At 60.9% G+C, this 24,916-nt stretch carries 21 protein-coding genes; 7 read left to right on the top strand and 14 right to left on the bottom strand.

Annotation, left to right across the window (positions count from 1 at the left end):
* Positions 1-11: 11 nt before the first annotated feature.
* From WHX55_RS04030 to pmbA, 3 genes are all read right to left on the bottom strand, one after another.
* The gene (locus tag WHX55_RS04030) at positions 12-1,388 is read right to left on the bottom strand and encodes a class II fumarate hydratase (protein ID WP_353742107.1); all 1,377 of its coding nucleotides are present in this window, start codon (positions 1,386-1,388) and stop codon (positions 12-14) included.
* On the bottom strand, positions 1,369-1,776 hold the full coding sequence (locus tag WHX55_RS04025) for a FagA protein (protein WP_150754377.1): 408 nt from the start codon (positions 1,774-1,776) through the stop codon (positions 1,369-1,371). The genes WHX55_RS04030 and WHX55_RS04025 overlap by 20 nt, the downstream gene beginning before the upstream one ends.
* Before the next feature lie 162 nt (positions 1,777-1,938).
* Positions 1,939-3,285 (bottom strand): metalloprotease PmbA, encoded by a 1,347-nt coding sequence (gene pmbA / locus WHX55_RS04020; protein ID WP_353742106.1) that lies wholly within the window; start codon positions 3,283-3,285, stop codon positions 1,939-1,941.
* Positions 3,286-3,393: 108 nt separating this feature from the next.
* On the opposite strand from pmbA, the gene yjgA reads away from it, so the two are divergent.
* Complete coding sequence (gene yjgA / locus WHX55_RS04015) at positions 3,394-3,918, top strand: ribosome biogenesis factor YjgA (protein WP_056728351.1); 525 nt, start codon at positions 3,394-3,396, stop codon at positions 3,916-3,918.
* Between the two features lie 48 nt (positions 3,919-3,966).
* On the opposite strand, the gene tldD is transcribed toward yjgA, so the two are convergent.
* The 8 genes from tldD to mreB all read right to left on the bottom strand — a co-directional run bounded on the left by tldD (position 3,967) and on the right by mreB (position 15,177).
* Positions 3,967-5,409, bottom strand: a complete 1,443-nt coding sequence (tldD, locus tag WHX55_RS04010) for a metalloprotease TldD (protein WP_150727439.1) — start codon at positions 5,407-5,409, stop codon at positions 3,967-3,969.
* 12 nt (positions 5,410-5,421) lie between these two features.
* Positions 5,422-6,276 carry a carbon-nitrogen hydrolase family protein gene (locus WHX55_RS04005; protein WP_150727440.1) on the bottom strand — a complete coding sequence of 285 codons (855 nt, stop codon included), beginning with the start codon at positions 6,274-6,276 and terminating at the stop codon, positions 5,422-5,424.
* Positions 6,277-6,345: 69 nt separating this feature from the next.
* A complete protein-coding gene (locus WHX55_RS04000) occupies positions 6,346-10,149 on the bottom strand; it encodes a YhdP family protein (RefSeq protein ID WP_353742105.1) in 3,804 nt (1,267 codons plus the stop codon).
* A gap of 75 nt (positions 10,150-10,224) precedes the next feature.
* The gene (gene rng, locus WHX55_RS03995; protein WP_007970246.1) at positions 10,225-11,682 is read right to left on the bottom strand and encodes a ribonuclease G; all 1,458 of its coding nucleotides are present in this window, start codon (positions 11,680-11,682) and stop codon (positions 10,225-10,227) included.
* A gap of 57 nt (positions 11,683-11,739) precedes the next feature.
* Positions 11,740-12,336, bottom strand: a complete 597-nt coding sequence (locus tag WHX55_RS03990; RefSeq protein WP_353742104.1) for a Maf family protein — start codon at positions 12,334-12,336, stop codon at positions 11,740-11,742.
* A gap of 32 nt (positions 12,337-12,368) precedes the next feature.
* Complete coding sequence (mreD, locus tag WHX55_RS03985) at positions 12,369-12,860, bottom strand: rod shape-determining protein MreD (RefSeq protein ID WP_007970244.1); 492 nt, start codon at positions 12,858-12,860, stop codon at positions 12,369-12,371.
* Entirely contained in the window at positions 12,860-13,960 is a 1,101-nt protein-coding gene (gene mreC, locus WHX55_RS03980; protein ID WP_353742103.1) for a rod shape-determining protein MreC, read from the bottom strand. Before mreC ends, mreD begins: the two co-directional genes overlap by 1 nt.
* A gap of 179 nt (positions 13,961-14,139) precedes the next feature.
* Entirely contained in the window at positions 14,140-15,177 is a 1,038-nt protein-coding gene (gene mreB / locus WHX55_RS03975) for a rod shape-determining protein MreB (protein WP_002555108.1), read from the bottom strand.
* 211 nt (positions 15,178-15,388) lie between these two features.
* Here mreB and gatC point away from each other — a divergent pair, with 211 nt between their 5' ends.
* From gatC to WHX55_RS03945, 6 genes are all read left to right on the top strand, one after another.
* The gene (gatC, locus tag WHX55_RS03970) at positions 15,389-15,676 is read left to right on the top strand and encodes an Asp-tRNA(Asn)/Glu-tRNA(Gln) amidotransferase subunit GatC (protein WP_007901429.1); all 288 of its coding nucleotides are present in this window, start codon (positions 15,389-15,391) and stop codon (positions 15,674-15,676) included.
* A 17-nt stretch (positions 15,677-15,693) separates the two neighbouring features.
* Complete coding sequence (gatA, locus tag WHX55_RS03965) at positions 15,694-17,145, top strand: Asp-tRNA(Asn)/Glu-tRNA(Gln) amidotransferase subunit GatA (protein ID WP_150754372.1); 1,452 nt, start codon at positions 15,694-15,696, stop codon at positions 17,143-17,145.
* A gap of 10 nt (positions 17,146-17,155) precedes the next feature.
* Positions 17,156-18,601: an Asp-tRNA(Asn)/Glu-tRNA(Gln) amidotransferase subunit GatB gene (gatB, locus tag WHX55_RS03960; RefSeq protein ID WP_353742102.1), complete on the top strand. Its 1,446-nt coding sequence runs from the start codon at positions 17,156-17,158 to the stop codon at positions 18,599-18,601.
* 148 nt (positions 18,602-18,749) lie between these two features.
* Positions 18,750-19,124 carry a septal ring lytic transglycosylase RlpA family protein gene (locus WHX55_RS03955; protein ID WP_095944250.1) on the top strand — a complete coding sequence of 125 codons (375 nt, stop codon included), beginning with the start codon at positions 18,750-18,752 and terminating at the stop codon, positions 19,122-19,124.
* A gap of 50 nt (positions 19,125-19,174) precedes the next feature.
* A complete protein-coding gene (locus WHX55_RS03950) occupies positions 19,175-20,236 on the top strand; it encodes a calcium/sodium antiporter (protein WP_150754371.1) in 1,062 nt (353 codons plus the stop codon).
* Entirely contained in the window at positions 20,233-20,613 is a 381-nt protein-coding gene (locus WHX55_RS03945) for a carboxymuconolactone decarboxylase family protein (protein WP_046040018.1), read from the top strand. Before WHX55_RS03950 ends, WHX55_RS03945 begins: the two co-directional genes overlap by 4 nt.
* Positions 20,614-20,735: 122 nt before the next feature.
* Here the strand turns inward: WHX55_RS03945 and WHX55_RS03940 are convergent, their stop codons facing one another.
* From WHX55_RS03940 to WHX55_RS03930, 3 genes are all read right to left on the bottom strand, one after another.
* Positions 20,736-21,677, bottom strand: a complete 942-nt coding sequence (locus WHX55_RS03940) for an AEC family transporter (protein ID WP_150754370.1) — start codon at positions 21,675-21,677, stop codon at positions 20,736-20,738.
* A gap of 188 nt (positions 21,678-21,865) precedes the next feature.
* Positions 21,866-23,419 carry a galactarate dehydratase gene (gene garD / locus WHX55_RS03935; RefSeq protein ID WP_150754369.1) on the bottom strand — a complete coding sequence of 518 codons (1,554 nt, stop codon included), beginning with the start codon at positions 23,417-23,419 and terminating at the stop codon, positions 21,866-21,868.
* A gap of 11 nt (positions 23,420-23,430) precedes the next feature.
* Entirely contained in the window at positions 23,431-24,801 is a 1,371-nt protein-coding gene (locus WHX55_RS03930) for an MFS transporter (protein ID WP_150754368.1), read from the bottom strand.
* Positions 24,802-24,916: the final 115 nt, after the last annotated feature.

Raw genomic sequence — 24,916 nt, 5'->3', positions numbered from 1 at the left:
GGTAACGGGGCTTACACGCCGCCCGCGGTGAGTTTTTCCGGGTTGAGCAATTCTTCCAGCTGGCTGCGCGACAGCTCGGTGTGTTCCAGCGCGACGTCAATCACCGGCCGACCTTGCTGATAGGCCTTTTTGGCAATCTCGGCAGCTTTCTGGTAACCGATGATCGGGTTGAGCGCGGTGACCAGAATCGGGTTGCGTGACAGCGCTTCCTTGATTCGGCCTTCGTTGACCTTGAAGCTGGCGATGGCCTTGTCTGCCAGCAGACGGCTGGAATTGGCCAGCAACTCGATACTGCTCAGCAGGTTCTGGGCGATGATCGGCAGCATCACGTTCAGTTCGAAATTGCCCGACTGACCGGCGATGGTGATCACACTGTCGTTGCCGATGACCTGAGCCGCGACCATCGCGGTGGCCTCCGGAATCACCGGATTGACCTTGCCCGGCATGATCGAGGAGCCCGGTTGCAAGGCTTCGAGTTCGATCTCGCCAAGGCCGGCCAGCGGGCCGGAGTTCATCCAGCGCAGGTCATTGGCGATTTTCATCAGCGACACGGCGGTGGCCTTTAGCTGTCCGGAGACTGCAACGGCAGTGTCCTGAGAGCCGATCAGCGCGAACAGATCCTTGCCTGGCTGGAACTCAACCCGAGTCAATTTGCTTAGCTGCTGGCTGAAACGTGCCGCGAACTCGGGGTGCGCATTGACACCCGTACCCACCGCCGTGCCGCCCTGGGCCAGGGATTGCAGGCTTGGCTGCAAGTCTCGCAGATGGCCGATGTTGGCCTTGAGCTGCTGCGCCCAACCATTGAGCACCTGGCTCATGCGCACTGGCATGGCGTCCATCAGGTGCGTGCGCCCGGTCTTGACGTGGTGATGAACTTGCCCGGCCTTGTGCTCGATGACCTGTACCAGATGCGTCAGCGCCGGCAGCAACTGCTCATGCAACGCCAGCGCGGCACTGACGTGAATCGTGGTCGGGATGATGTCGTTGCTGCTTTGCCCGCAGTTGACGTGATCGTTGGGGTTCACCGCCTCGCCGAGCAAGCGACTGGCCAGCGTGGCGATCACTTCATTGGCGTTCATGTTGGAGCTGGTACCGGAACCGGTCTGGAAGATATCCACCGGAAAATGCTGCATGAAATCGCCTTCGAGCAGCCCTTGGGCCGCGTCGACGATGGCTTTGCCCTGGGCTTCGCTGATCTGCCTGAGTTCGACGTTGGCGCGGGCGGCCGCTGCCTTGGCGAGGATCAGCGCGCGAATGAACTGAACCGGCATCGGTTTGCCGCTGATCGGGAAGTTATCCACCGCACGCTGAGTCTGTGCGCCGTAGAGGGCGTCCACCGGGACCTGAAGCTCGCCCATGCTGTCGCGCTCAATACGTGTCTTGTTCATCAGAAAGTCCTTGCACCAGTTCAGTAAGAGGAATCGAGGGCTGCAACTCGCAGGTAGCCAGTTGCCAGGTGTAGCTCTGCCAGCGCTTGAGGCGGCATTTGCACAACGAAAGGCGTTCGAGGTCGCGCAACGGGCGCCAGGCCTGGTCGAGACAGTAGGTGCGCCAGTGCCACGGCAGCGCGACATCGGCGGCGGTATCGAGCAACAAACGGAAGGAGGTTTCGGCGACGGTCCAGGGTGAGGTGGCCGTGCAACACGCCAGATACCGGCCTTCGGCCAGGTAGTGGTCGATCAGGCGAGGCTCGTCGGGGTTCATCGCGCAACGGATCTGGCGACTCATCCAGCGCCAGCTTTCGAGGTACGGCTGCTCGTGCAAGGCAGAACTCATGATCCGGGGTTCACTCGGTAATGAGATTTATTATTAAATGATAATGAGAAACAAAACAAGGTTGTAAGGGCAAGTTACCTCCCACAGGGGATCTGTGTTGTAGCCAATAAAAAAGGCGCGCCACCCAATGGGTGGCGCGCCTTTTTGTATTGCTGCCGGGCTTTAGCTACCCGCCACCGTCATCCGCTCGATCAGCACCGAACCGGTGCGAATGTTGCTGCGCAACTCAAGATCGTTACCCACGGCAACGATCTGCTTGAACATGTCACGCATGTTGCCGGCAATGGTCACTTCCTGCACCGCGAACTGGATTTCGCCGTTCTCGACCCAGTAACCCGCCGCGCCCCGGGAATAATCACCGGTCACCATGTTCAGGCCTTGGCCCATCAACTCGGTCACCAGCAATCCGCGGCCCATGCGGCGCAGCAAGGCGGCCTGGTCTTCATCGCCATGGGTGACGAACAGGTTGTGCACGCCCCCGGCATTGGCGGTGCTCGGCATGCCGAGCTTGCGACCGGAGTAGGTGCCGAGGATGTACGACACCAACTCACCTTTTTCGACGAACGGTTTGGCATAGGTTGCCAAACCATCACCATCGAACGCTGCGCTGCCCAATGCCCGCATCAGATGCGGACGCTCGTCGATGGTCAGCCACTCCGGAAACAGCTTCTGACCGAGAGTACCTTCAAGGAACGACGACTTGCGATACAGGCTGCCGCCGGAAATCGCCGACAGGAAACTGCCGAACAGTCCTCCAGCCAACTCGGCGGAAAACAGCACCGGCACCTCGCAAGTCGGCACCGGACGCGCGCCCAGACGACTCGCCGCCCGTTGCGCAGCGCGCTGGCCGATGCTGACCGGGTCGGCCAGCAGATTGCCCTGGCGGTTCACGTCGTACCAGTAATCGCGCTGCATCTGGCCATCGGCCTCGGCGATCATCACGCAGCTCAGGCTGTGGCGAGTCGACGCGTAACCGCCGATAAACCCGTGGCTATTGCCATAAACGCGGCAGCCCTGATGGGTGCTGAGGGTGGTACCGTCGGCGTTCTTGATCCGGCTGTCGGCGGCTAACGCCGCGGCTTCACAGGCCAGGGCCTGTTCGATGGCTTGTTCCGGTGTGATGTCCCATTGGTGGAACAGGTCGAAATCCTGAATATCCCGCGCCATCAGCGCGGCATCCGCCAGGCCCGAGGCTTCATCTTCAGAGGTGTGCTTGGCGATGGCCAGTGCTGCGGCAACTGTCTCGCGGATAGCTTCCGGACCGCTGGCCGAGGTGCTGGCGGAGCCTTTGCGCTGGCCGACGTACAAGGTGATGCCGAAACCCTGATCACGGTTGAATTCAACGGTTTCGACTTCACGCTGGCGCACCGTGGTCGACAAACCCTGCTCCAGTGACACCGCCACTTCACAGGCACTGGCGCCCTGGCGTTTGGCTTCAGCGATGATCTGCTCGACTTGTTCCTGCAGTGCCGGCAACGCTTGTGGGCCGACGCTTTCAACTGCACTCATGCTGTTCTCCACTCAAATTCTGCTTTCGGTAACGGTCATCGAGCGACCGGGCCGGACAAGCGGCCCCCGACTGGTTATCATGGCGGCGTTTCTTTGCGGACGGCCACCATGGTTGATTCTTACGACGACTCCCTCGATACGGGAGAAAAAAGCAAATCCCAGGTTAAACGCGAGCTGCATGCTCTGGTTGACCTTGGCGAGCGCCTTACAACACTCAAGCCTGACTTGCTGGCAAAACTGCCCTTGACCGACGGAATGCGTCGGGCTCTGGCCGATGCGCCCAAGCACACCGCGAACATCGCGCGTAAACGGCACCTTCAATTCATCGGCAAACTGATGCGCGATCAGGACACTGCCGCCATTCTGGTTCTGCTCGATCAACTCGATGCCTCCACTCGCCAATACAACGAACGCTTCCATAACCTGGAGCGCTGGCGCGATCGTCTGATCGCCGGCGACGATGCCGTTCTGGAAAAATTCGTCGTCGACTACCCGGACGCGGACCGCCAGCAATTGCGCTCCCTGATCCGTCAGGCCCAGCATGAGGTTGCGCAAAACAAGCCTCCTGCTTCCAGCCGTAAAATCTTCAAGTACATCCGTGAGCTGGACGAGACTCAACGCGGTCTGCGTTAATTCTCGAATCGGGTGAGCTGCCTCGCAGCTCACCCGCAGCCTCACTTCTTACGAACCCGTGCCACCCACGGTGATCGCATCAATCTTCAGCGTTGGCTGGCCGACACCCACCGGCACCGACTGCCCATCCTTGCCGCACGTGCCCACGCCGCTGTCCAGCGACAGATCATTACCAACCATCGACACCTTGCTCATGGCTTCCGGCCCGTTGCCGATCAGGGTCGCACCCTTGACCGGAGCGGTGATCTTGCCGTCCTCGATCAGGTACGCCTCACTGGTGGAGAACACGAACTTGCCGCTGGTGATGTCCACCTGACCGCCACCCAGGTTGGCGCAGTAGATACCGCGTTTCACCGAAGCGATGATTTCCGCCGGATCGCTTTCGCCAGCAAGCATGTAGGTGTTGGTCATGCGCGGCATCGGCAGGTGCGCGTAGGATTCGCGACGACCGTTACCGGTGCGAGCCACGCCCATCAGTCGCGCGTTGAGCTTGTCCTGCATGTAGCCTTTGAGCACGCCGTTTTCGATCAGCGTGGTGCACTCGGTCGGCGTGCCTTCGTCATCGACGCTCAACGAGCCACGGCGACCGGCCAGGGTACCGTCATCGACAATGGTGCAAAGCTTCGACGCAACCATCTCACCCATGCGCCCGCTGTAGGCCGAACTGCCCTTGCGGTTGAAGTCGCCTTCCAGACCATGACCGACGGCTTCGTGCAGCAGCACGCCCGACCAACCGGAACCGAGCACCACCGGCAAGGTACCGGCCGGTGCCGGAATGGCTTCAAGGTTGACCAGCGCCTGGCGCAACGCTTCACGGGCATAGCCCATGGCGCGGTCTTCGGCGAGGAAATAGCGGTAATCGGTCCGACCGCCACCGCCATGACCGCCGCGCTCGCGGCGACCGTTCTGCTCGACGATCACACTGACGTTGAAACGCACCAGCGGTCGCACGTCTGCCGCCAGACCACCATCGGTGGATGCCACCAGAATCCGTTCCCAGACACCGGCCATGCTCACGGTGACTTGCTGGATGCGAGGGTCGAGGGCGCGGGTCGCGGCATCAATTCGCTTGAGCAAATCGACTTTCTCGGCACGGGTCAGCACTTCCAGGGGATTGTCCGGCGCATACAACTGCGCGACATCCTGGCTGGTGAATGCCTGTACGGTGCCGTGCTGCCCGGCCCGGGAAATCGAACGGGCGGCCCGCGCCGCCGCGCCCAGGGCTTCCAGGGTGATGGCATTGCTGTAGGCAAAACCGGTTTTTTCGCCCGATTGCGCGCGCACGCCCACACCTTGGTCAAGGTTGAAGCTGCCTTCTTTGACGATGCCGTCTTCCAGCGCCCAGGACTCGGAGATCTGCCCCTGGAAATACAGGTCGGCCGCATCGATGCCCGGCCCGGCCAGATCGCCGAGCACACCTTGCAGGCTCTCGATCGTGACGCCACCGGGCGCCAGGAGGTGTTCACTGACTGAGGACAACAACTCGCTCATATGCTTTACGCCTTAAATTCGTCGTTCTGATGCAGGTCGCTGGGCGCCCTGCGAGAAAAAGCGCCGGTGACTGGACACCGGCATCCGCGCCCGGATGGACGCCTGTTCGCTGCTGTCGCGTTCGGCCAGCAGCACGGCCTCGCCTTGATCCTGTTGCGCCAGCACACGCCCCCACGGGTCGACGATGGCGGCATGTCCAAAGGTTTCCCGCGGTCCCGGGTGCGTCCCGCCCTGGGCAGCCGCGAGCACGTAACATTGCGTCTCAATGGCTCGCGCACGAATCAGCACATCCCAATGCGCCGCACCGGTCACTGCCGTGAAGGCCGAGGGGGCGGTAATAAGTTCCGCGCCGGCCGCGCGCAGTTCGCTGTACAGCTCGGGAAAGCGCAAGTCATAGCAGACCGTCAGGCCAACCCGGCCGACGGGCGTGTCCGCCACAACCACCCCGCTGCCATAAGCATAGTCATCGGATTCACGATAACGGCCACGATTGTCCGCCACGTCCACATCGAACAAGTGCAGCTTGTCGTAGCGCGCCACCGTTTCGCCCTGGTCATCGACCAGCAACGAACAGGCATGCACTTTGGCCGTCGGCTGATCCACCGGCGGCAACGGCAATGTGCCAGCCACAATCCATAACTTGAGGTCGCGTGCGGTCTGTTTCAACCAGGGCAGGATCGGGCCTTCGCCCAGTGCTTCGGCGCGCCCGATGTCGGCAATGTCGCGCCGGCCCATGGCGGCGAAGTTTTCCGGCAATACCGCGAGCTTCGCGCCGCCGGTGGCCGCCTGTTCGAGCAGGCGACGGGCCTGGGCCAGATTGGCCAGCACATCGCTCTGGCTGACCATTTGAATCACCGCTACAGACATGGCGCACTCCTGGAATCGTATGCGGCCATGCTACTCCATAGGCTTGCCGAGTGCCTTTTCAAAAGGATCTCAAAAAGCCTTGTCGAAGGTGATTTTCGGTTCTTTCCACGACCCCTGGACGCTGTACTTCACACTGGCGAAACGGGAAACGCGGTCACCGATCAGCTTATCGATCAGGAATAGCGCCCCGCCGACCGCGGGTGCACCGACGATCAGTGCGGCGATCGGCAAGTTATTGGTCACTGGCAAGGTCACCAGCAGTTTCGCATCGATCTGATCGGCCACCATGTTCAGGGTGCCGTCGAGTTCGATGGTGCTCGACGGGCCGGTCAGCCGAATCGGCTCACGGGTGACATACACCCCATTGGTCCCAACCAGCAGCCCCTTGACCCGGTCATAACTCAGGCCTTTGCCGAACAGGTCGGAGAAGTCCAGGCGCAAGCGCCGGCCGATGGAGTTGAAGTTGAGCAAACCAAATACCCGCAACGCCTGGGCACTGCCTTCGACCTCGACGAACTGGCCCTGATTGAGCGTTGCATCGAGCGAGCCGGAGAAGCGTTTGGTCGCCACCCAGGCTGGCGAGCCGGGCCAGCGGCCATCGACATCCATATGAAAGTCCTGGCTGGTGACGCTCGGCGCAAACCCCCAGCCCTTGAGCACATCGGCGAGGTTCTTGCCGCTGATACGGCCCTTGTACCAGCTGTTGCTGGCACCCGGCACGCCTTCCCAACCTCCGCTGCCCACCAACAGCATGCCCTTGAGGCCCAGGTCCAGGGAGTTGAACACGATGCCCTTGGGCGTAGGACGAATCTTCAGCGACCAGCCCCCCACGAGATCCTGGCCCTGGAATAGCTGATTGATGATGATGTCCATCGCGGGGATTTTCGTCGGGTCCACCGACGCCAGTGGATCCGGCGAGTTTTCATCGGCCAGCACGGTCGGGTCCGGTGCAGGCAGGCGCACGGCTTGCAGATTGACCGTGATTGGCGTGGCCTTCGAATCGGGAAGGCTGGCACTGCCCTTGATCTGCTGGCTGTCGAGCTGCAGCGCCCAGGCGGAAGGCTTGCGCGCCAACTGGATCGACGCCTGATCGAGCGTGGTACCGATACCACTGAGCTTGCCCACCTTGAAATCCGCGCCGCTGAGCAATTGCTTGGCGCTGCCGCCGGGGTCTTGCCCGGCGTATTTATCCACCAGATCCTTCCACGGGCCAACGTCCAGCTCCGACAGCACGCCCCTTATCCGCAGGCCTTTGGTGCCAGGCAACACGGCCTCGCCGCCACCGAGGAACAAGTCTCCGCGACCGTCGGCGAAATTGCTGGCCGGGGCCACAAACGTGAAACTCGCCAGGTCCCCGTAGTTGGCCCAATAGCGCCGCTCGTCGCCCTGCAAGGTCATGCGGAACGTCGTGTCGCGCCCTGCATCGGCGGTCATGCCGAACGGTGCAGGCAAATCGACGGCCGCGCCCTTGAGGTTGGAATTGACCATCAATTGGCTGTCTGCGCCGTCCAGGGTCAGTTGCAGTTGATACGGAATCACACCGCTCACCGGCAGAGGCTGGGTCACCTTCAGCCAGTCGGTCAGTTTCTTGACCTCGACCTGGCCCGACGCAGTCACCCGGGTATTGAGTTTGCCCGGGCGGCCATCGGCAAAAATCTGTGCGGTGACCGGCTTGTCGAACGCCCGTGCGCTGATGTTGTGCCCGCTCAGGCCTTTGGCGCTGTCGAAACGGAAATCACCTTTGAGCTGGGTCAGTTCCAGTACAGGTTCGGCCAGTTTCAAGCGTGCCTTGGCCGTCTTGAAGTCGACGAGAATCTTCGGCTCCTCGCCTTTTGCCAACGGAATATCCAACTTCAGCTTGCCTTGCAGGTCTCCCTCGCCTTCCCAGCCGGCAAAGGTTGCCCCGGTGCCTATCGGCGCTTCCTGGAGGATTTTCAGGCCATCGCCCAAACCGCCGGCAAATCCGCCATCAAGGAACAAATGAACGTTTTGCCCCGCCGGTACATGGGGAATGTTGACGTAGATATCGCTGACCTGCGTGTCGAGCAACTGGCCCTTGCTGGCCAGAATCCGCACACCACTGTCTTCGACAAACACATCACCGCTGACCTTGCTGACGTGGGGCCAGCCCGGCTGGAAGGCCAGTTCGGCATCGTGAACCTTGAAGTACAGGCTGATGCTGCGATCCACATCCGCGGCACCGTGACTGAGCGACCCTTGATACTGGAAGAACCCTTGGTCCACCGCGCCCTTGAGAATCGCCGTGCGCAGCCATTCATCCAGCGCCGGGCTGAGGACCGTCGGCAAGTACTTGGCGGTGTAGCGACCGTCACCGTCCACCAGGCCGACCCGCAGGTCCATGTAGTCTTCCTGGGTGGGATCGAAATGCAGGCGAATCAGGAAGTCGCCGGCGATCTTGCCTTCCTCGCCCAGCACTTTCAGGTACGGCGCGATCAGGGTGAAACTTTCTTTATCGAGCTTCCAGGTCAGCCGTGCATTGGCCTGAATGTACTGCCATGGCTTGGCGAAAATCGGGTCCAGGTGCAGCATGAAATCCTTGCTGTCCATGCGCAGTTCGCCGTGCCCCAGGTCACCACTGATACTACCGCTGACGTTTCGCGCCGCCGGCGCACCGTGATAGGCATCGAAGCCTACCTGGTCGAGGTTGGCGGCAAAGCCGAACTTGCTGTCGTCGGTGGCATTCGGGCGGAAGTCGACCAGCACGTTACGCAGGCCACCCGTGACTTTGAGCCGCTCGACGACCGTGGCAAAACCTTCTGGCAACGGCGCAAGGGCATTGAGCAGCGGCGTGAGCGGGGTCAGGTCGACGCGGTCGGCTTGCAGATGCCACAGTTCTTCGGTCTTGTCGGTGGCCGCGCTTTGCTTGAGCTGCAAATGCGTTTCCCAGCGGGTCTCGCCGAGGTTCATCGCCAGGGAATCGAGAGTCACTGACGCGCCTTCGGCATTGCGCTGGAAGTATCCATTGAGCGCCAGGTTATTGATCTGGATCGGCTTGCGCTCGGCGTAGGCACCCTTGAGTTGTGGCGCGTTCAAGCGCACCGCAGCACTTTGCAAGGTGCCTTTGCCCCAAGTCACCCACAGCTCGCCACCGGCCTTGATCTCGGAAAAATTCCACTGTTGGGTCAGACGTTCAGGCAACCATTTCGACCAGTCGCTTTGCGGCAGGCTCAGGTAGACCTCGGCTTCACCGTCCTGCCATTGGCTGGCACGAATGCGGGTACGCAGACTCATGGCCACCGGCTGCCCGTCAGGCAGGGTCAGCCGTGCGTCGAGCCGCTGCCGCGACACCCCGGTTTTCAGATTAAGGCCGACATAAGTCAGGGTCAGCGGCGACTCGCCAAACGGCTGCAAGGTCACTTGGCTGTCGAGCACCGACAGTTGCTGAAGCATCTGCATCCGATTGAGCAGTTGCTCCGGATCGGTGGGCTGGTCCTGGCGCACCGGCAAACCTTCCAGCGCCCACTGACCGTCCTCACCTTGCTTGAGGTTGATCTTCAGGCCGCTGAGTTCCAGATGAGCAATGCGTACCTGTCGCGCCAGAAGACTGCCCCAAAGGTCCGGCACCGCACGCACCTGATCCAGATGCAAGGCGTTGGCACCCTCGCCGACGGTCACATCGCGGGCCATCAATATCGGCGCGAAACCACTCCAGTTGCCTTCCAGCTCGCCGATCTGCAACGGCATGCCCAAGGCATCGCTGGCTTTGGTTTCGATGTCGGCACGGTACTCGGCGACTAACGGCGTCAGCTCCCGGCCCAGGCTGACGTAGAGCGCCATCAACACCAAAACCAACGCGCACAGGCCCAGACCCCAGCGGGTCAGTGCGGCCAAAATGCGTGTAAGACGGTCCATGTCAGGTGGCCCCCATGGCAAAAGTTTTGCAAAAAGCTGAGGCCAGCCGTTCAGGAAAAGTTAAAACGCAGCGACTCAGAGCAACACCACGTCGTATTGTTCCTGGGAATACATGGTTTCTACCTGGAACCGGATAGTGCGCCCGATAAACCCTTCCAGTTCGGCAACGTTGCCCGACTCTTCGTCCAGCAGACGGTCGACAACTTTCTGGTTCGCCAATACACGATAGCCTTCCGCCTGATAGGCGCGAGCCTCACGCAGGATTTCGCGGAAGATTTCGTAGCAAACGGTTTCCGGGGTCTTGAGCTTGCCGCGCCCCTGACAGGCGTTGCATGGCTCGCACAACACTTGTTCAAGGCTTTCGCGGGTGCGCTTGCGGGTCATCTGCACCAGGCCCAACTCGGTGATACCGATGATGTTGGTCTTGGCGTGATCGCGCTCCAGTTGCTTTTCGAGCGTGCGCAACACCTGGCGCTGGTGTTCTTCATCTTCCATGTCGATGAAGTCGATGATGATGATTCCGCCGAGGTTGCGCAGGCGCAATTGGCGGGCGATGGCCGTCGCGGCCTCGAGGTTGGTCTTGAAGATGGTTTCTTCGAGATTACGATGGCCGACGAACGCTCCGGTGTTGACGTCGATGGTGCTCATGGCTTCCGCCGGGTCGACCACCAGATAACCGCCAGACTTGAGCGGGACCTTGCGCTCGAGAGCCTTCTGGATTTCGTCCTCGACGCCATACAGGTCGAAAATCGGTCGCTCGCCCGGGTAATGCTCCAGGCGGTCGGCAATCTCGGGCATCAATTCGGCGACGAATTGCGTGGTCTTCTGGAAGGTTTCCCGGGAGTCGATGCGGATTTTCTCGATTTTCGGGCTTACCAGGTCACGCAGGGTGCGCAGCGCCAAACCGAGGTCTTCGTAGATCACACTGGGCGCGCTGATGGTTTTGATCTGGGCGCTGATCTGATCCCAGAGCCTTCGCAGGTAGCGGATGTCCATGAGGATTTCATCGGCGCCAGCACCTTCGGCTGCCGTGCGCAGGATGAAACCGCCGGCTTCCTTGATCCCTTCCTTGGCCACGCAATCGGTGACCACTTGCTTGAGGCGTTCGCGCTCAGCTTCGTCTTCGATTTTCAGGGAAATGCCGACGTGAGCGGTGCGCGGCATGTACACCAGGTAACGCGAAGGGATCGACAACTGGGTGGTCAGGCGTGCGCCCTTCGAACCGATCGGGTCCTTGGTCACTTGCACCACCAGGCTCTGGCCTTCGTGCACCAGCGCACTGATGCTCTCGACCGCCGGGCCTTCGCGCAGGGAAATTTCCGATGCATGAATGAACGCGGCACGGTCCAGGCCGATATCGACGAATGCCGCCTGCATTCCCGGCAATACCCGCACGACTTTGCCTTTATAGATGTTGCCGACGATCCCGCGCTTTTGCGTACGCTCGACATGGACCTCTTGCAGGACACCGTTTTCGACCACCGCCACGCGCGACTCCATCGGCGTGATGTTGATCAGGATCTCTTCACTCATGGCAGGGTCTCGTTCAGGCATGTTCACGATAATGGCCGCATCTGTTCAGGAAGACGCTTAAAGCGCGTTCCGGGGTTGCCAACAGGGTATGCCGAAATGGCCGAGCAGTTCCGCGGTTTCGCAAAGCGGTAGTCCGACCACCGCTGAATAACTTCCATTGAGCCCGGCGACAAACACCGCACCCAGTCCTTGAATGCCATAACCGCCCGCCTTGTCCTGTGGTTCACCGCTGGCCCAGTAGGCCACGGCTTCTTCACGACTGATATCCCGAAAACGCACGCGACTGGTGACAACCCGGGACTCGCAACGTTCGCCATCGAGCACGGCAATCGCGGTCAGGACCTCATGTTCACACCCTGACAACATCATCAGCATGGCGCACGCATCCGCTTGATCAACCGGTTTGCCGAGAATTTTTCCATCGAGCACCACGGCGGTATCGGCGCCGAGCACGCAGAACGGTTCGTCAGACACGACGCCGCCGCGCCCGGCCTCGGCCTTGCCGCGCGCCAGGCGCTCGACGTAGGCCGATGGGGATTCTTGAGCTATAGGGGTTTCATCGATGTCCGCACTGACGGCGCAGAACGGAACGCCGATCTGCGTGAGCAGTTCACGTCGACGCGGCGAACCAGAGGCGAGGTACAACCGTTTCATCAAGACCTCTCCCTGTCCAATGCCTGAGCGAATTAATTGATTTTGTAGCGTCGACGCAGTCCGCGCAAACCGAAACTGATCCAGGGCCAGAGCAGCGCACTGACCAGTGCCGGCAGCACCAGCGCCAGCGTCGGCTGACGATTGCCGGTCAAGGCACTGAGCCACAGTTGTACAAGCTGGGCGAGGCCAAAGATCACCAGGATCACCAGGCTCTGCTGCCACATCGGGAACATCCGCAGGCGTTGCTGCAGCGCCAGCACCAGATAGGTGATGAGCGTCAGGATCAAGGCATTCTGACCCAGCAAGGTACCGTAGAGCACGTCTTCAGCCAGCCCCAGGCAAAACGCCGTCACCATCCCGACGGTCTGCGGCAGGTTCAACGCCCAGAATGCCAGCAACAAGGCCAGCCACAACGGGCGCAGGATTTCCATGAACTGCGGCAGAGGCGAAACGCTCAACAGCAGGCCGACGGCAAACGTCAGCCAGACTATCCAGCCGTTTCGGGATGCTTTTACACCGCCCATTATTCTCTCCCCACTGGAGTGGCCGGCGCGGAGACTGGCGGTTTGGCGGCAGGCTTCGCGGCAGCGGGTTGCGCCGCCGGCGGTTTAGCCGCCGCAGGATGCGAGGCCGCGGGCTTGGCTGGCGTGGTGGCTGGTTTGGCTGGTGCGGTGGCCGCAGGCGCCGCCGTGGCAGGAATCACCGGTGCGGCGGCCGGTGCAGCGGGGACCGCGGGGCTGACCAGTTTCGGAACCGTCGCCGGAATGGTCGGCCCACCACCCTGTGCATCCAGGCTTTCCTGAGCCTGTGCGGCGTCGTTGGCGCGCTCTTCGGCAGTCCGGTTGTCGCTGAACACCAGCAGCAGGTAACGGCTACGGTTCAAGGCGGCGGTCGGAATGGCGCGGACAATGGCAAACGGCTGGCCGGAATCGTGAATCACTTCCTTGACCGTCGCCACCGGGTAACCGGCCGGGAAACGCTGACCGAGACCGGAGCTGACCAGCAAGTCGCCTTCCTTGATATCGGCGGTATCGGCCACATGCCGCAACTCGAGACGCTCCGGGTTGCCGGTGCCACTGGCGATCGCCCGCAAACCGTTACGGTTCACCTGCACCGGAATGCTGTGGGTGGTATCGGTCAGCAGCAAGACACGGGAGGTGTAGGGCATCAACTCGACCACCTGGCCCATCAGGCCACGGGCATCGAGTACCGGCTGACCGAGGACCACGCCGTCGCGCTCACCTTTATTGATGATGATGCGATGGGTGAAAGGGTTGGGGTCCATACCGATCAACTCGGCCACTTCGACCTTCTCGTTGACCAGTGCCGAAGAGTTGAGCAATTCGCGCAGCCGAACGTTCTGCTCGGTCAGGGCGGCAAGCTTCTGCATGCGCCCCTGCAACAGCAGGTTCTCGGTCTTGAGTTTTTCGTTTTCGGCGACGAGTTCGGTCCGGCTGCCAAACTGACTGGCAACGCCTTCCCACAGTCGTCCGGGCAGGTCGGTGATCCAGTAAGCGTCCATCAGCACCAGCGACATCTGGCTGCGTGCAGGCTTGAGCAGACTGAAACGGGCATCGACCACCATCAGCGCGACCGATAGCACGACCAGCACCAACAGGCGCACGCCCAGTGAAGGGCCCTTGGTGAAAAGCGGTTTAATAAGCCGCTCCTCCCAAGCAAATGTTCTGTTTATTCATACGGCAGCAATCCGGCCTGGATGCAGACTGACAGAAGATAAACGCGAACAGGCAGCACTGCAAAGTGCCGCCTGCGCGCTCAACAGCATAGAGGCAATCCGGCGACTTATTCGCTGGAAAGCAGGTCCATGGTGTGTTTATCCATCATTTCCAATGCACGGCCACCGCCGCGAGCAACGCAGGTCAGCGGGTCTTCGGCAACGATCACCGGCAGACCGGTTTCCTGGGCCAGCAATTTGTCCAAGTCACGCAGCAAGGCGCCACCACCGGTCAGTACCAGACCGCGCTCGGCGATGTCGGAAGCCAGTTCCGGCGGCGATTGCTCCAGGGCGCTTTTCACGGCCTGAACGATGGTAGCCAGGGACTCTTGCAGAGCTTCCAGCACTTCGTTGGAGTTCAGGGTGAATGCGCGTGGAACGCCTTCGGCCAGGTTGCGACCGCGAACGTCGACTTCGCGAACTTCGCCGCCCGGGTAGGCAGTGCCGATTTCCTGTTTGATGCGCTCGGCGGTGGACTCACCGATCAGGCTGCCGTAGTTGCGACGCACGTAAGTGATGATCGCTTCGTCGAAGCGGTCGCCGCCAACGCGCACGGATTCGGCGTAAACCACACCGTTCAGGGAGATCAGCGCGATTTCGGTGGTACCGCCACCGATATCCACGACCATCGAACCGCGAGCTTCTTCAACCGGCAGGCCGGCACCGATCGCAGCAGCCATTGGCTCTTCGATCAGGAACACTTCACGGGCACCGGCACCGAGTGCCGATTCACGAATGGCACGACGCTCAACCTGGGTGGATTTGCACGGAACGCAGATCAACACGCGAGGGCTAGGCTGCAGGAAGCTGTTTTCGTGAACCTTGTTGATAAAATACTGCAGCATTTTTTCGCAAACGCTGAAGTCGGCGATCACACCGTCCTTCATCGGACGAATGGCAGCAATGTTGCCCGGCGTACGGCCCAGCATGCGCTTGGCTTCGGTGCCGACAGCAACGACACTTTTCTGGTTACCGTGTGTCCGAATGGCCACAACCGATGGCTCATTCAGGACAATACCGCGCTCGCGCACGTAAATAAGGGTGTTGGCAGTGCCCAGGTCAATGGAGAGATCGCTGGAAAACATGCCACGCAGTTTCTTGAACATGGGAAAGGGACCCTAGGCAACGCGTGGGTAAAAAAGTGCGGCAAACTCTAACAACGACAGGGATTTTGGGCAAGGCGCCAATATGTTAAATTGGCCGCTTTTCTGTGCACCAAGCCCCACAATCGCGGCCTTATGACCGTAGAAGTGCGGTAGTGTTCCGACAATCTAACACACGGACGCCGTCCGTTTTGTTTTCCACTGGAGAATCCCAATGGCGCTTGAACGCTCCGACGTGGAAAAAATCGCTCATCTGGCCTGCCTAGGCCTCAATGATGCCGATCTTCCACACATCACTTCGGCCCTCAACAGCATTCTCGGGCTGGTCGACGAAATGCAAGCGGTCAATACCGACGGTATCGAACCGCTGGCCCACCCACTGGAAGCCAGCCAGCGCCTGCGCGCAGACGTCGTGACCGAGACCAATCACCGCGAGGCCTACCAGTCCATCGCACCAGCGGTCGAAAACGGCCTGTACCTGGTTCCGAAAGTCATCGACTAATAGGGAAAGAGCCTGCAATGCATCAATTGACTCTAGCCGAGATCGCCCGCGGACTCGCCGATAAAAAGTTTTCCTCCGAAGAGCTGACCAAGGTCCTGCTGGCGCGTATCGCCCAGCTCGATCCGCAGCTCAACAGTTTCATCAGCCTCACCGAGGACCTGGCGCTCACGCAGGCGAAAGCCGCTGACGCCCGCCGGGCCAATGGTGAGAGCGGCGCCCTGCTCGGCGCGCCGATCGCCCACAAAGACCTGTTCTGCACCCAGGGCATTCGCACCAGCTGCGGCTCGAAGATGCTCGACAACTTCAAGGCACCATACGACGCCACTGTCGTCGCCAAGCTGGCCGCTGCCGGGGCCGTGACCCTGGGCAAGACCAACATGGACGAATTCGCCATGGGTTCGGCCAACGAGTCGAGCTACTACGGCGCGGTGAAAAACCCGTGGAACCTGGAACACGTTCCGGGCGGTTCGTCCGGTGGCTCCGCGGCGGCGGTTGCCGCTCGTCTGTTGCCGGCAGCCACCGGTACCGACACTGGCGGTTCCATTCGTCAGCCCGCGGCCCTGACCAACCTCACCGGCCTGAAACCGACCTACGGTCGTGTTTCGCGCTGGGGGATGATCGCCTATGCGTCCAGCCTCGATCAGGGCGGCCCATTGGCGCGCACTGCCGAAGACTGCGCGATTTTGTTGCAAGGCATGGCCGGTTTCGACCCGCAGGACTCCACCAGCATCGATGAGCCCGTGCCTGATTACAGCGCCAGCCTCAACGGTTCGCTGCAGGGCCTGCGCATCGGCGTACCTAAAGAGTATTTCAGTGCTGGTCTCGACCCGCGCATCGCCGACCTGATTATGGCCAGCGTTGAAGAGCTGAAAAAGCTCGGCGCCGTGGTCAAGGAAATCAGCCTGCCGAACATGCAGCATGCGATCCCTGCGTACTATGTGATCGCCCCGGCGGAAGCCTCTTCCAACCTGTCGCGTTTCGACGGCGTGCGCTTCGGCTATCGCTGCGAAGACCCGAAAAACCTGGAAGACCTGTACAAACGTTCCCGTGGCGAAGGTTTCGGCCCGGAAGTACAGCGCCGGATCATGGTCGGTGCCTACGCGCTGTCGGCCGGTTACTACGATGCCTATTACCTGAAGGCGCAGAAGATCCGTCGCTTGATCAAGAACGACTTCATGGCAGCCTTCAATGAGGTCGACATCATCCTCGGCCCAACCACGCCGAACCCGGCCTGGAAGCTTGGCGCCAAGAACAGCGACCCGGTCGCTGCGTACCTGGAAGACGTCTACACCATCACCGCCAACCTCGCGGGTCTGCCGGGCTTGTCGATGCCGGCCGGTTTTGTCGACGGCCTGCCAGTCGGCGTGCAGCTGCTCGCTCCGTATTTCCAGGAAGGTCGCCTGTTGAACGTTGCCCACCAGTATCAGCTCAACACTGACTGGCACACCCGCACCCCAACCGGCTTCTGAGGAGACACACATGCAATGGGAAGTCGTGATCGGGCTGGAGATTCACACCCAGCTCACCACCCGGTCGAAAATCTTTTCCGGTAGTTCCACCACCTTCGGCTCCGAGCCGAACACCCAGGCAAGCCTGGTAGACCTGGGCATGCCCGGCGTGCTGCCGGTGCTGAACCAGGAAGCGGTGCGCATGGCGGTGATGTTCGGTCTGGCGATTGACGCCGAGATCGGCCAGCACAACGTGTTCGCGCGTAAAAACTACTTCTACCCGGACCTGCCCAAGGGCTACCAGATCAGCCAGATGGAGTTGCCGATCGTCGGCAAGGGCCACCTGGACATCGCCCTCGAAGACGGCACGGTCAAACGGGTCGGCATCACTCGCGCGCACCTGGAAGAAGACGCCGGCAAGAGCCTGCACGAAGAATTCAGCAGCGCCACCGGCATCGACCTGAACCGTGCCGGCACGCCGCTGCTGGAAATCGTTTCCGAACCGGACATGCGCAGCGCCAAGGAAGCCGTGGCTTACGTCAAGGCGATCCACGCGCTGGTGCGTTACTTAGGGATTTGCGACGGCAACATGGCCGAAGGCTCGCTGCGTTGCGACTGCAACGTATCGATCCGCCCGAAAGGCCAGGTCGAATTCGGCACCCGCTGCGAAATCAAGAACGTCAACTCATTCCGTTTCATCGAGAAGGCGATCAACAGCGAAATCCAGCGTCAGATCGAATTGATCGAAGACGGCGGAAAAGTGATCCAGCAGACCCGCCTGTACGATCCGAACAAGGACGAAACTCGTCCGATGCGCAGCAAAGAGGAAGCCAACGACTACCGTTACTTCCCCGATCCGGACCTGCTGCCGGTGGTCATCGAGAACTCGTTCCTCGACGACGTGCGCGCCACCCTGCCGGAATTGCCACCGCAGAAGCGCGAGCGCTTCCAGGAGCAGTTCGGTCTGTCGGTCTATGACGCCAGCGTGCTGGCCACCAGCCGCGAGCAAGCCGATTACTTCGAGAAAGTCGCGAGCATCGGCGGCGACGCCAAACTGGCGGCGAACTGGGTGATGGTCGAGTTGGGCAGCCTGCTCAACAAGCAAGGCCTGGACATCGAAGAGTCGCCAGTTTCCGCAGAGCTTCTGGGCGGCATGCTGTTGCGTATCAAGGACAACACCATCTCCGGCAAGATCGCCAAGGTAGTGTTTGAAGCGATGGCCAACGGCGAAGGCAGCGCGGACGAGATCATCGACAAGCGCGGCCTCAAGCAAGTGACCGACACCGGCGCCATTTCGGCGGTGCTGGACGAAATGCTCGCGGCCAACGCCGAGCAGGTCGAACAATACCGCGCGGCAGACGAAGCCAAGCGCGGCAAGATGTTCGGTTTCTTCGTCGGTCAGGCCATGAAAGCCTCCAAAGGCAAGGCCAACCCGCAACAGGTCAACGAACTGCTCAAAAGCAAGCTCGAAGGCTGATGAGGATGGAGCCAGCTCTAAAATCTGGCTCCATTCCCTGTGGGAACGAGCCTGCTCGCGATGGCGGTCCGGCACTCAACGATGAGTTGACTGTCAGAACGCTATCGCGAGCAGGCTCGCTCCCACAATTGTTTCGGGATAACCTTGAATGAAACGTCTATTCGGCGCCTGCGCCCTCCTCTCGCTCCTGGCCGGTTGCGCCAGCACCGACACCGTCGATCCGCATGGCTACGACAAAACCGGTGTGGCTTCGTACTACGGCGCCAAACACCAAGGCAAACGCACCGCCAACGGCGAGCGTTTCAACATGAATTCCATGACCGCCGCCCATCGCCAGCTACCCTTCGGTACACGGGTGAAGGTCACCAATCTGAATAACGACAAATCCTGCGTGGTACGCATCAATGATCGCGGGCCGCACACCCGTGGCCGCCTGATCGACCTGTCCAAGGAAGCCGCCGAGCGCCTGGGCATGCTGCGCAGCGGCACCGCGCGGGTTCGCGTGCAAGCCCTCGACGACTGACCGATGGAGCCCCGACCATTTTCGGACTAGCCGATTTACCCCTGATCAGCGTGATCGAATTGCTCAGCGGATTGTTCCTGCTGATTGTCGGCGCCGAATTGATGGTGCGCGCCGCCGTACGCATCGCCGCGCGATTGCACGTACGACCGCTGATCATCGGCCTGACCATCGTCGCCCTCGGCAGCAGCGCACCGCAGATGGCGGTCAGCCTGCAAGCGACCCTGGCGCACAATGCCGACATCGCCGTCGGCAGTGTGATCGGCAGCAGCATTTTCAACATCCTCGTCACCCTCGGGTTGTCCGCGCTGATCATTCCTTTGCGGGTTTCCCGGCAATTGGTGCGCCTGGATATTCCGTTGATGATCGGCGCCAGCCTGCTGGTGTTCGTACTCGCCTGGAATGAAGAACTGACCCGTGCCGACGGCGTGATGTTGCTTGCGGCTCTGGCAATTTACCTCGGCTTGTTGCTGCGCCAGTCACGGCATTCGGGTCGGCCGGTATCGAGCCATGACCACCACGGCGAGGCGCCATGGCTGAGCAGCCTGCTGATGATCGTCGCCGGCCTGGCGATGCTGGTGTACGCCGGGCACTTGCTGCTGGGGGCAGCCGTTGCGGTCGCCACCGATCTTGGATTGTCGGAACGGATCATCGGCCTGACCATCGTCGCCGTCAGCACCTCACTGCCGGAGCTCGCCACTTCGTTGATCGCTGCTATACGCGGCGAGCGAGACATTGCCGTGGGCAACGTGATTGGCAGCAACCTGTTCAACCTCCTGGGTGTGCTCGGTTTTACCGCGCTGGTGGCGCCGTCGCCGCTGTCGGTATCGCCCAACGCCCTGGATTTCGACCTGCCGGTGATGCTCGGCGTCGCGGTGCTGTGCCTGCCGCTGTTCTACACCGGCTACCGGGTGACCCGCGCCGAAGGCCTGCTGTTTCTGGGTTTGTACCTGGCGTATGGGCTGCACGTGGTGTCGTTCACCACCGGCATGCCACTGGCCGGCAAGCTGGAACACTTGATGCTGTTTTTCGTCCTGCCGGCGCTGGTGGCGTTTTTGCTGTTCACGTCACTACGCGCCTGGCGTCGCCAACACCATAAAAAGGAAGTCCCATGACCGAGAATAAAAAACCCGGCGTTGAAGTCCGCCGCCAAGTGATGGGCGACGCCTTCGTCGACCGCGCACTGGGCAATGCCACCGAATTCACCCAGCCGCTGCAGGATTTCGTCAACGAACACGCCTGGGGCGGTGTGTGGAATCGCGAAGGCCTGCCACTGAAGACCCGCAGCCTGATCACCCTCGCCGCCCTGACGGCCCTCAAGTGCCCGCAGGAATTGAAAGGTCATGTACGCGGTGCACTGAACAACGGCTGCACTGTGGATGAGATTCGCGAGGCGTTGCTGCATTGTGCGGTGTATGCCGGTGTGCCGGCGGCGATTGATGCATTTCGGGCGGCGCAGGAAGTGATCGACAGTTACCAGAAGCCAGAGTGACTGATCTGACGCTTTCGCGAGCAGGTCGGATCGCCGCACCGTCGCTCCCACAGGGGAATGCATTCCAAATGCGGGAGCGAGCCTGCTCGCGAATGGTTCTAAAGAACACTGCTTGAGTCAGGCTAGATCCACCCGCCCCACTGCAAAAAGAAAATCCCGATATTGGTGGTGACCGCCGCCATCAGCGTGGTGATCACGATAATCGCAGCCGCCAGTTCGTGATTGCCATCCGCTGCCCGGGCCATGACGAAACTGGCAGCGGCAGTCGGGCTACCGAAGTACAGAAACAGAATCCCCAACTCCGCCCCGCGAAAACCCCACAACCACGCCCCCAGCGTCGCCAACACCGGCAAGCCGATCATCTTCACCAGGCTTGAACTCAGCGCCATGTTGCCGCTTTTGCGCAGTGTGGCCAGCGACAGCGTGCCGCCGATGCAGATCAGCGCCAGTGGCAAGGTGGTTTGCGCCAGGTACTGGCCGGAGGTTTCCAGCCAGCCCGGCAAGCCGATCTTGAAATAGGCGAAGGGTGCAGCCGCGATCACGCTGATGATCAGCGGATTGCTGAACACGCTTTTGCAGATGCTCCACGGATCGGACTTGATCACCGGGCTGTACACCGCCAGCACAATGGTCGAAAGGGTGTTGTAGAACAGGATCACCAGCGCCGCCAGGATCGCCCCGAGGGAAATCCCGTAGTCGCCGTACATGCTTGCCGCCAGCGCCAGGCCGATGACCCCGTTGTTACCGCGAAAGGCACCCTGGGTGTAGATCCCCCGATCTTCCCGCGGGCACTTCCAGATCGCCCAGCCCCAGGCGATGGCAAAACACGCCAGGGTCGCGAGGGAGAAATAGATCAGTAGCGCCGGCTGCAGCGCCGCGTGCAGGTCGGCATGCAGGATGCCCAGAAACAGCAACGCCGGCATGGTGACGTTGAACACCAGGGCCGACGCGGTGTGGATAAAGTTGTCGTTGATCCAGTCGATGCGCTTGAGCAGCACCCCCAGAAACAGCATGGCAAACACCGGCGCGGTGATGTTCAGGGTTTCGAGGAAAATTGCCAGCATGCCGGGGGTAACCTTGGGGTGGGTGTCGTTAGTTAGCTAATGATAAGCCACTGGACACATCGGCGCCTGCTGGATCGCTATCGCGAGCAGGCTCGCTCCCACATTTGTCCAGTGTCGAACACAAAATCCGTGTACGAAAAAGATCCACTGTAGGAGCGAGCCTGCTCGCGATGAACGATAACGCGGTCTTAAGTAATCGGCGCCGGATTGAACAGGGTGATGTCGTTGTGCAGCTTGTGCTGCTCGGCCCAGGTCTGTTTCTTGCCGCTGGCCACGTCCAGGTAGTAGTGGAACAACTCCCAGCCCAGCTCCTCGATCGATGCACGGCCGGTGGCAATGCGCCCGGCATCGATGTCGATCAGGTCCGGCCAGCGTTGCGCCAGTTCGGTCCGGGTCGACACCTTCACCACCGGCGCCATGGCCAACCCGTAAGGCGTGCCGCGACCGGTGGTGAACACATGCAGATTCATCCCCGCCGCCAACTGCAAGGTCCCGCAGACAAAGTCGCTGGCCGGGGTCGCGCAGAAGATCAGGCCCTTGCGCTTGAAACGCTCGCCAGGGCCAAGCACGCCATTGATCGCACTGCTGCCGGACTTGACGATCGATCCCAGGGATTTCTCGACAATGTTCGACAACCCGCCCTTCTTGTTGCCCGGCGTGGTGTTGGCACTGCGATCCGCCTCGCCCTTGGCCAGGTAGCGGTCGTACCAGTCCATTTCCCGCACCAGTTCCCGGGCGACGTCCTGGTTTTCCGCACGGGAGGTCAGCAGATAAATGGCATCGCGCACTTCAGTCACTTCGGAAAACATCACCGTCGCACCGGCCCGCAGCAGCAGGTCCGAGGCATAACCGAGCGCCGGGTTGGCGGTGATGCCGGAGAACGCATCACTGCCGCCGCATTGCATGCCCAGGATCAGCTCGGACGCCGGCACGGTTTCCCGGCGGCGTTGATCGAGCTTCTTCAAGCGCGTCTCGGCCAGTTCCATGATCTGCTCGATCATCTCGCTGAAGCCGTGGCTGGAGTCCTGCAAGCGATACAGCCAAGGCTCGCTGAGATCCACCGAGCTGTCGTTGTCGTGCATCACCTGCCCGGCCTGCAATTTCTCGCAGCCCAGGCTGATCACCAAGGCTTCGCCACCCAGGTTCGGGTTGCGTGCCAGGTTGCGCACGGTGCGGATCGGGATGTACGCGTCGGTGGCGGTGATCGCCACGCCACAGCCGTAGCTGTGGGTCAGTGCCACCACGTCATCGACATGCGGGTACTTGGGCAGCAACTCATCCTTGATGCGCTTGACCGCATGATCCAGCACCCCGGTCACGCACTGCACGGTGGTAGTGATGCCCAGAATGTTGCGCGTACCGACGGTGCCGTCGGCGTTGCGATAACCCTCGAAAGTGAAGCCTTCCAGCGGTGCCTGCGCGGCCGGCACGTCGGTGGACAGCGGCAGGCTGTCCAGCGGTGGCGCGGTCGGCATGCGCAGTTGATCTTCCTTGACCCAACTGCCGCGGGGAATCGGCTGCAAGGCATAGCCAATGACCTGGCCGTAACGAATCACCTGGCCACCCTCTGGAATATCTTCCAGGGTGACCTTGTGGCTCTGTGGCACGAAGCCCACGGTGACCAGGCCGTCCGAAAACTCGGTGCCGGCCGGTACACCCTGATCATTAACCACGATCACCACGTTGTCCCGCTCGTGAAGGCGGATGTAGCGCGGCGAGTCGGCATGTTCAATCAACTGCATGACGCCGCTCCTCAGGAATGCGCTTGAGACAATTTGCCAGGGGCTTCAGAACCGTTCGCTGGTGGCTCTTTGAGCACCACGCGCTTGATCGGGCCCACGATCACCAGATAGCTGAACACCGCGACCAAAGCGTTGCAACCGACGAACACCAGCGCCCATTTGAACGACCCGGTGGAGCTAATGATGTAGCCGATCACGATCGGGGTGGTGATCGACGCAATGTTACCGAAGGTGTTGAACAGGCCACCGCTCAGACCGGCGATCTGCTTCGGCGAGGTGTCGGACACCACCGCCCAGCCCAATGCGCCTACGCCTTTACCGAAGAACGCCAGGGCCATGAAGCCGACGACCATCCATTCTACGTCGACGTAGTTGCACGCCACGATGCTGCTGGAAACCAGCAGCCCAGCGATGATCGGCGCCTTGCGGGCGAAGGTCAGGGAATGGCCTTTGCGCAGCAGATAATCGGAAATCACCCCGCCGAGCACACCACCGATGAAGCCGCAGATCGCCGGCAAGGACGCGATGAAACCGGCCTTGAGAATGGTCATGCCGCGTTCCTGCACCAGGTACACCGGGAACCAGGTCAGGAAGAAGTAGGTGATGCCGTTGATGCAGTACTGGCCCAGATACACGCCGAGCATCATGCGATTGGTCAGCAGCTGGCGGATGTAGTCCCATTTCGGACCGTCGGTCTTTTTGCCTTTGCCCTTGTCCTGGTCCATGTCGACCATGCCGCCGTTGTCGGCGATGTGCTTGAACTCGGCCTCGTTGATCATCGGGTGCTGGCGCGGGCTGTAGATCACTTTCAGCCAGATCCCGGAGAAGATGATGCCGATCACGCCCATGACGATGAACACGTGCTGCCAGCCGAAGCTGTAGACGATCCAGCCCATCAGCGGTGCGAACAACACAGTGGCGAAGTACTGCGCCGAGTTGAAGATCGCCGAGGCAGTGCCGCGTTCAGCGGTCGGGAACCAGGCCGCCACGATACGTGCGTTACCCGGGAAGGATGGCGCCTCAGCCAGGCCCACCAAAAAGCGCAGCATGAACAGCGCGACCACGGCGGTGGACATGCCGAACTCGCCGACATAACCCTGCAGCACGGTGAACAGCGACCAGGTAAAGATGCTCAGTGCATAGATTTTTTTCGAGCCGAAACGGTCCAGCAGCCAGCCACCGGGAATTTGCCCGGCCACGTAGGCCCAACCGAATGCGGAGAAGATGTAGCCGAGGGTAACGGCGTCGATGCCGAGGTCTTTTTGCAGGCTGGAGCCGGCGATTGCGATGGTAGCCCGGTCGGCGTAATTGATCGTGGTCACGAGGAAAAGCATGAGCAGGATCAAATAGCGGACGTGAGTCGGCTTCTGAGTCGATTGCATGTAGATGTACTCCCACAAATTATTTTTATGCGCGGGTGAATCTGTAGTTGCTCTCTGTAGGAGCGAGCCTGCTCGCGATGGTGGTCAACGATGACGCGGGGCATCAGGTTTACCG

Origin of the sequence: Pseudomonas fluorescens, from assembly GCF_040448305.1 — a bacterium.
Classification (GTDB): Bacteria; Pseudomonadota; Gammaproteobacteria; order Pseudomonadales; family Pseudomonadaceae; genus Aquipseudomonas; species Aquipseudomonas fluorescens_BH.
This window is presented reverse-complemented; position numbering and strand designations above follow the sequence as displayed.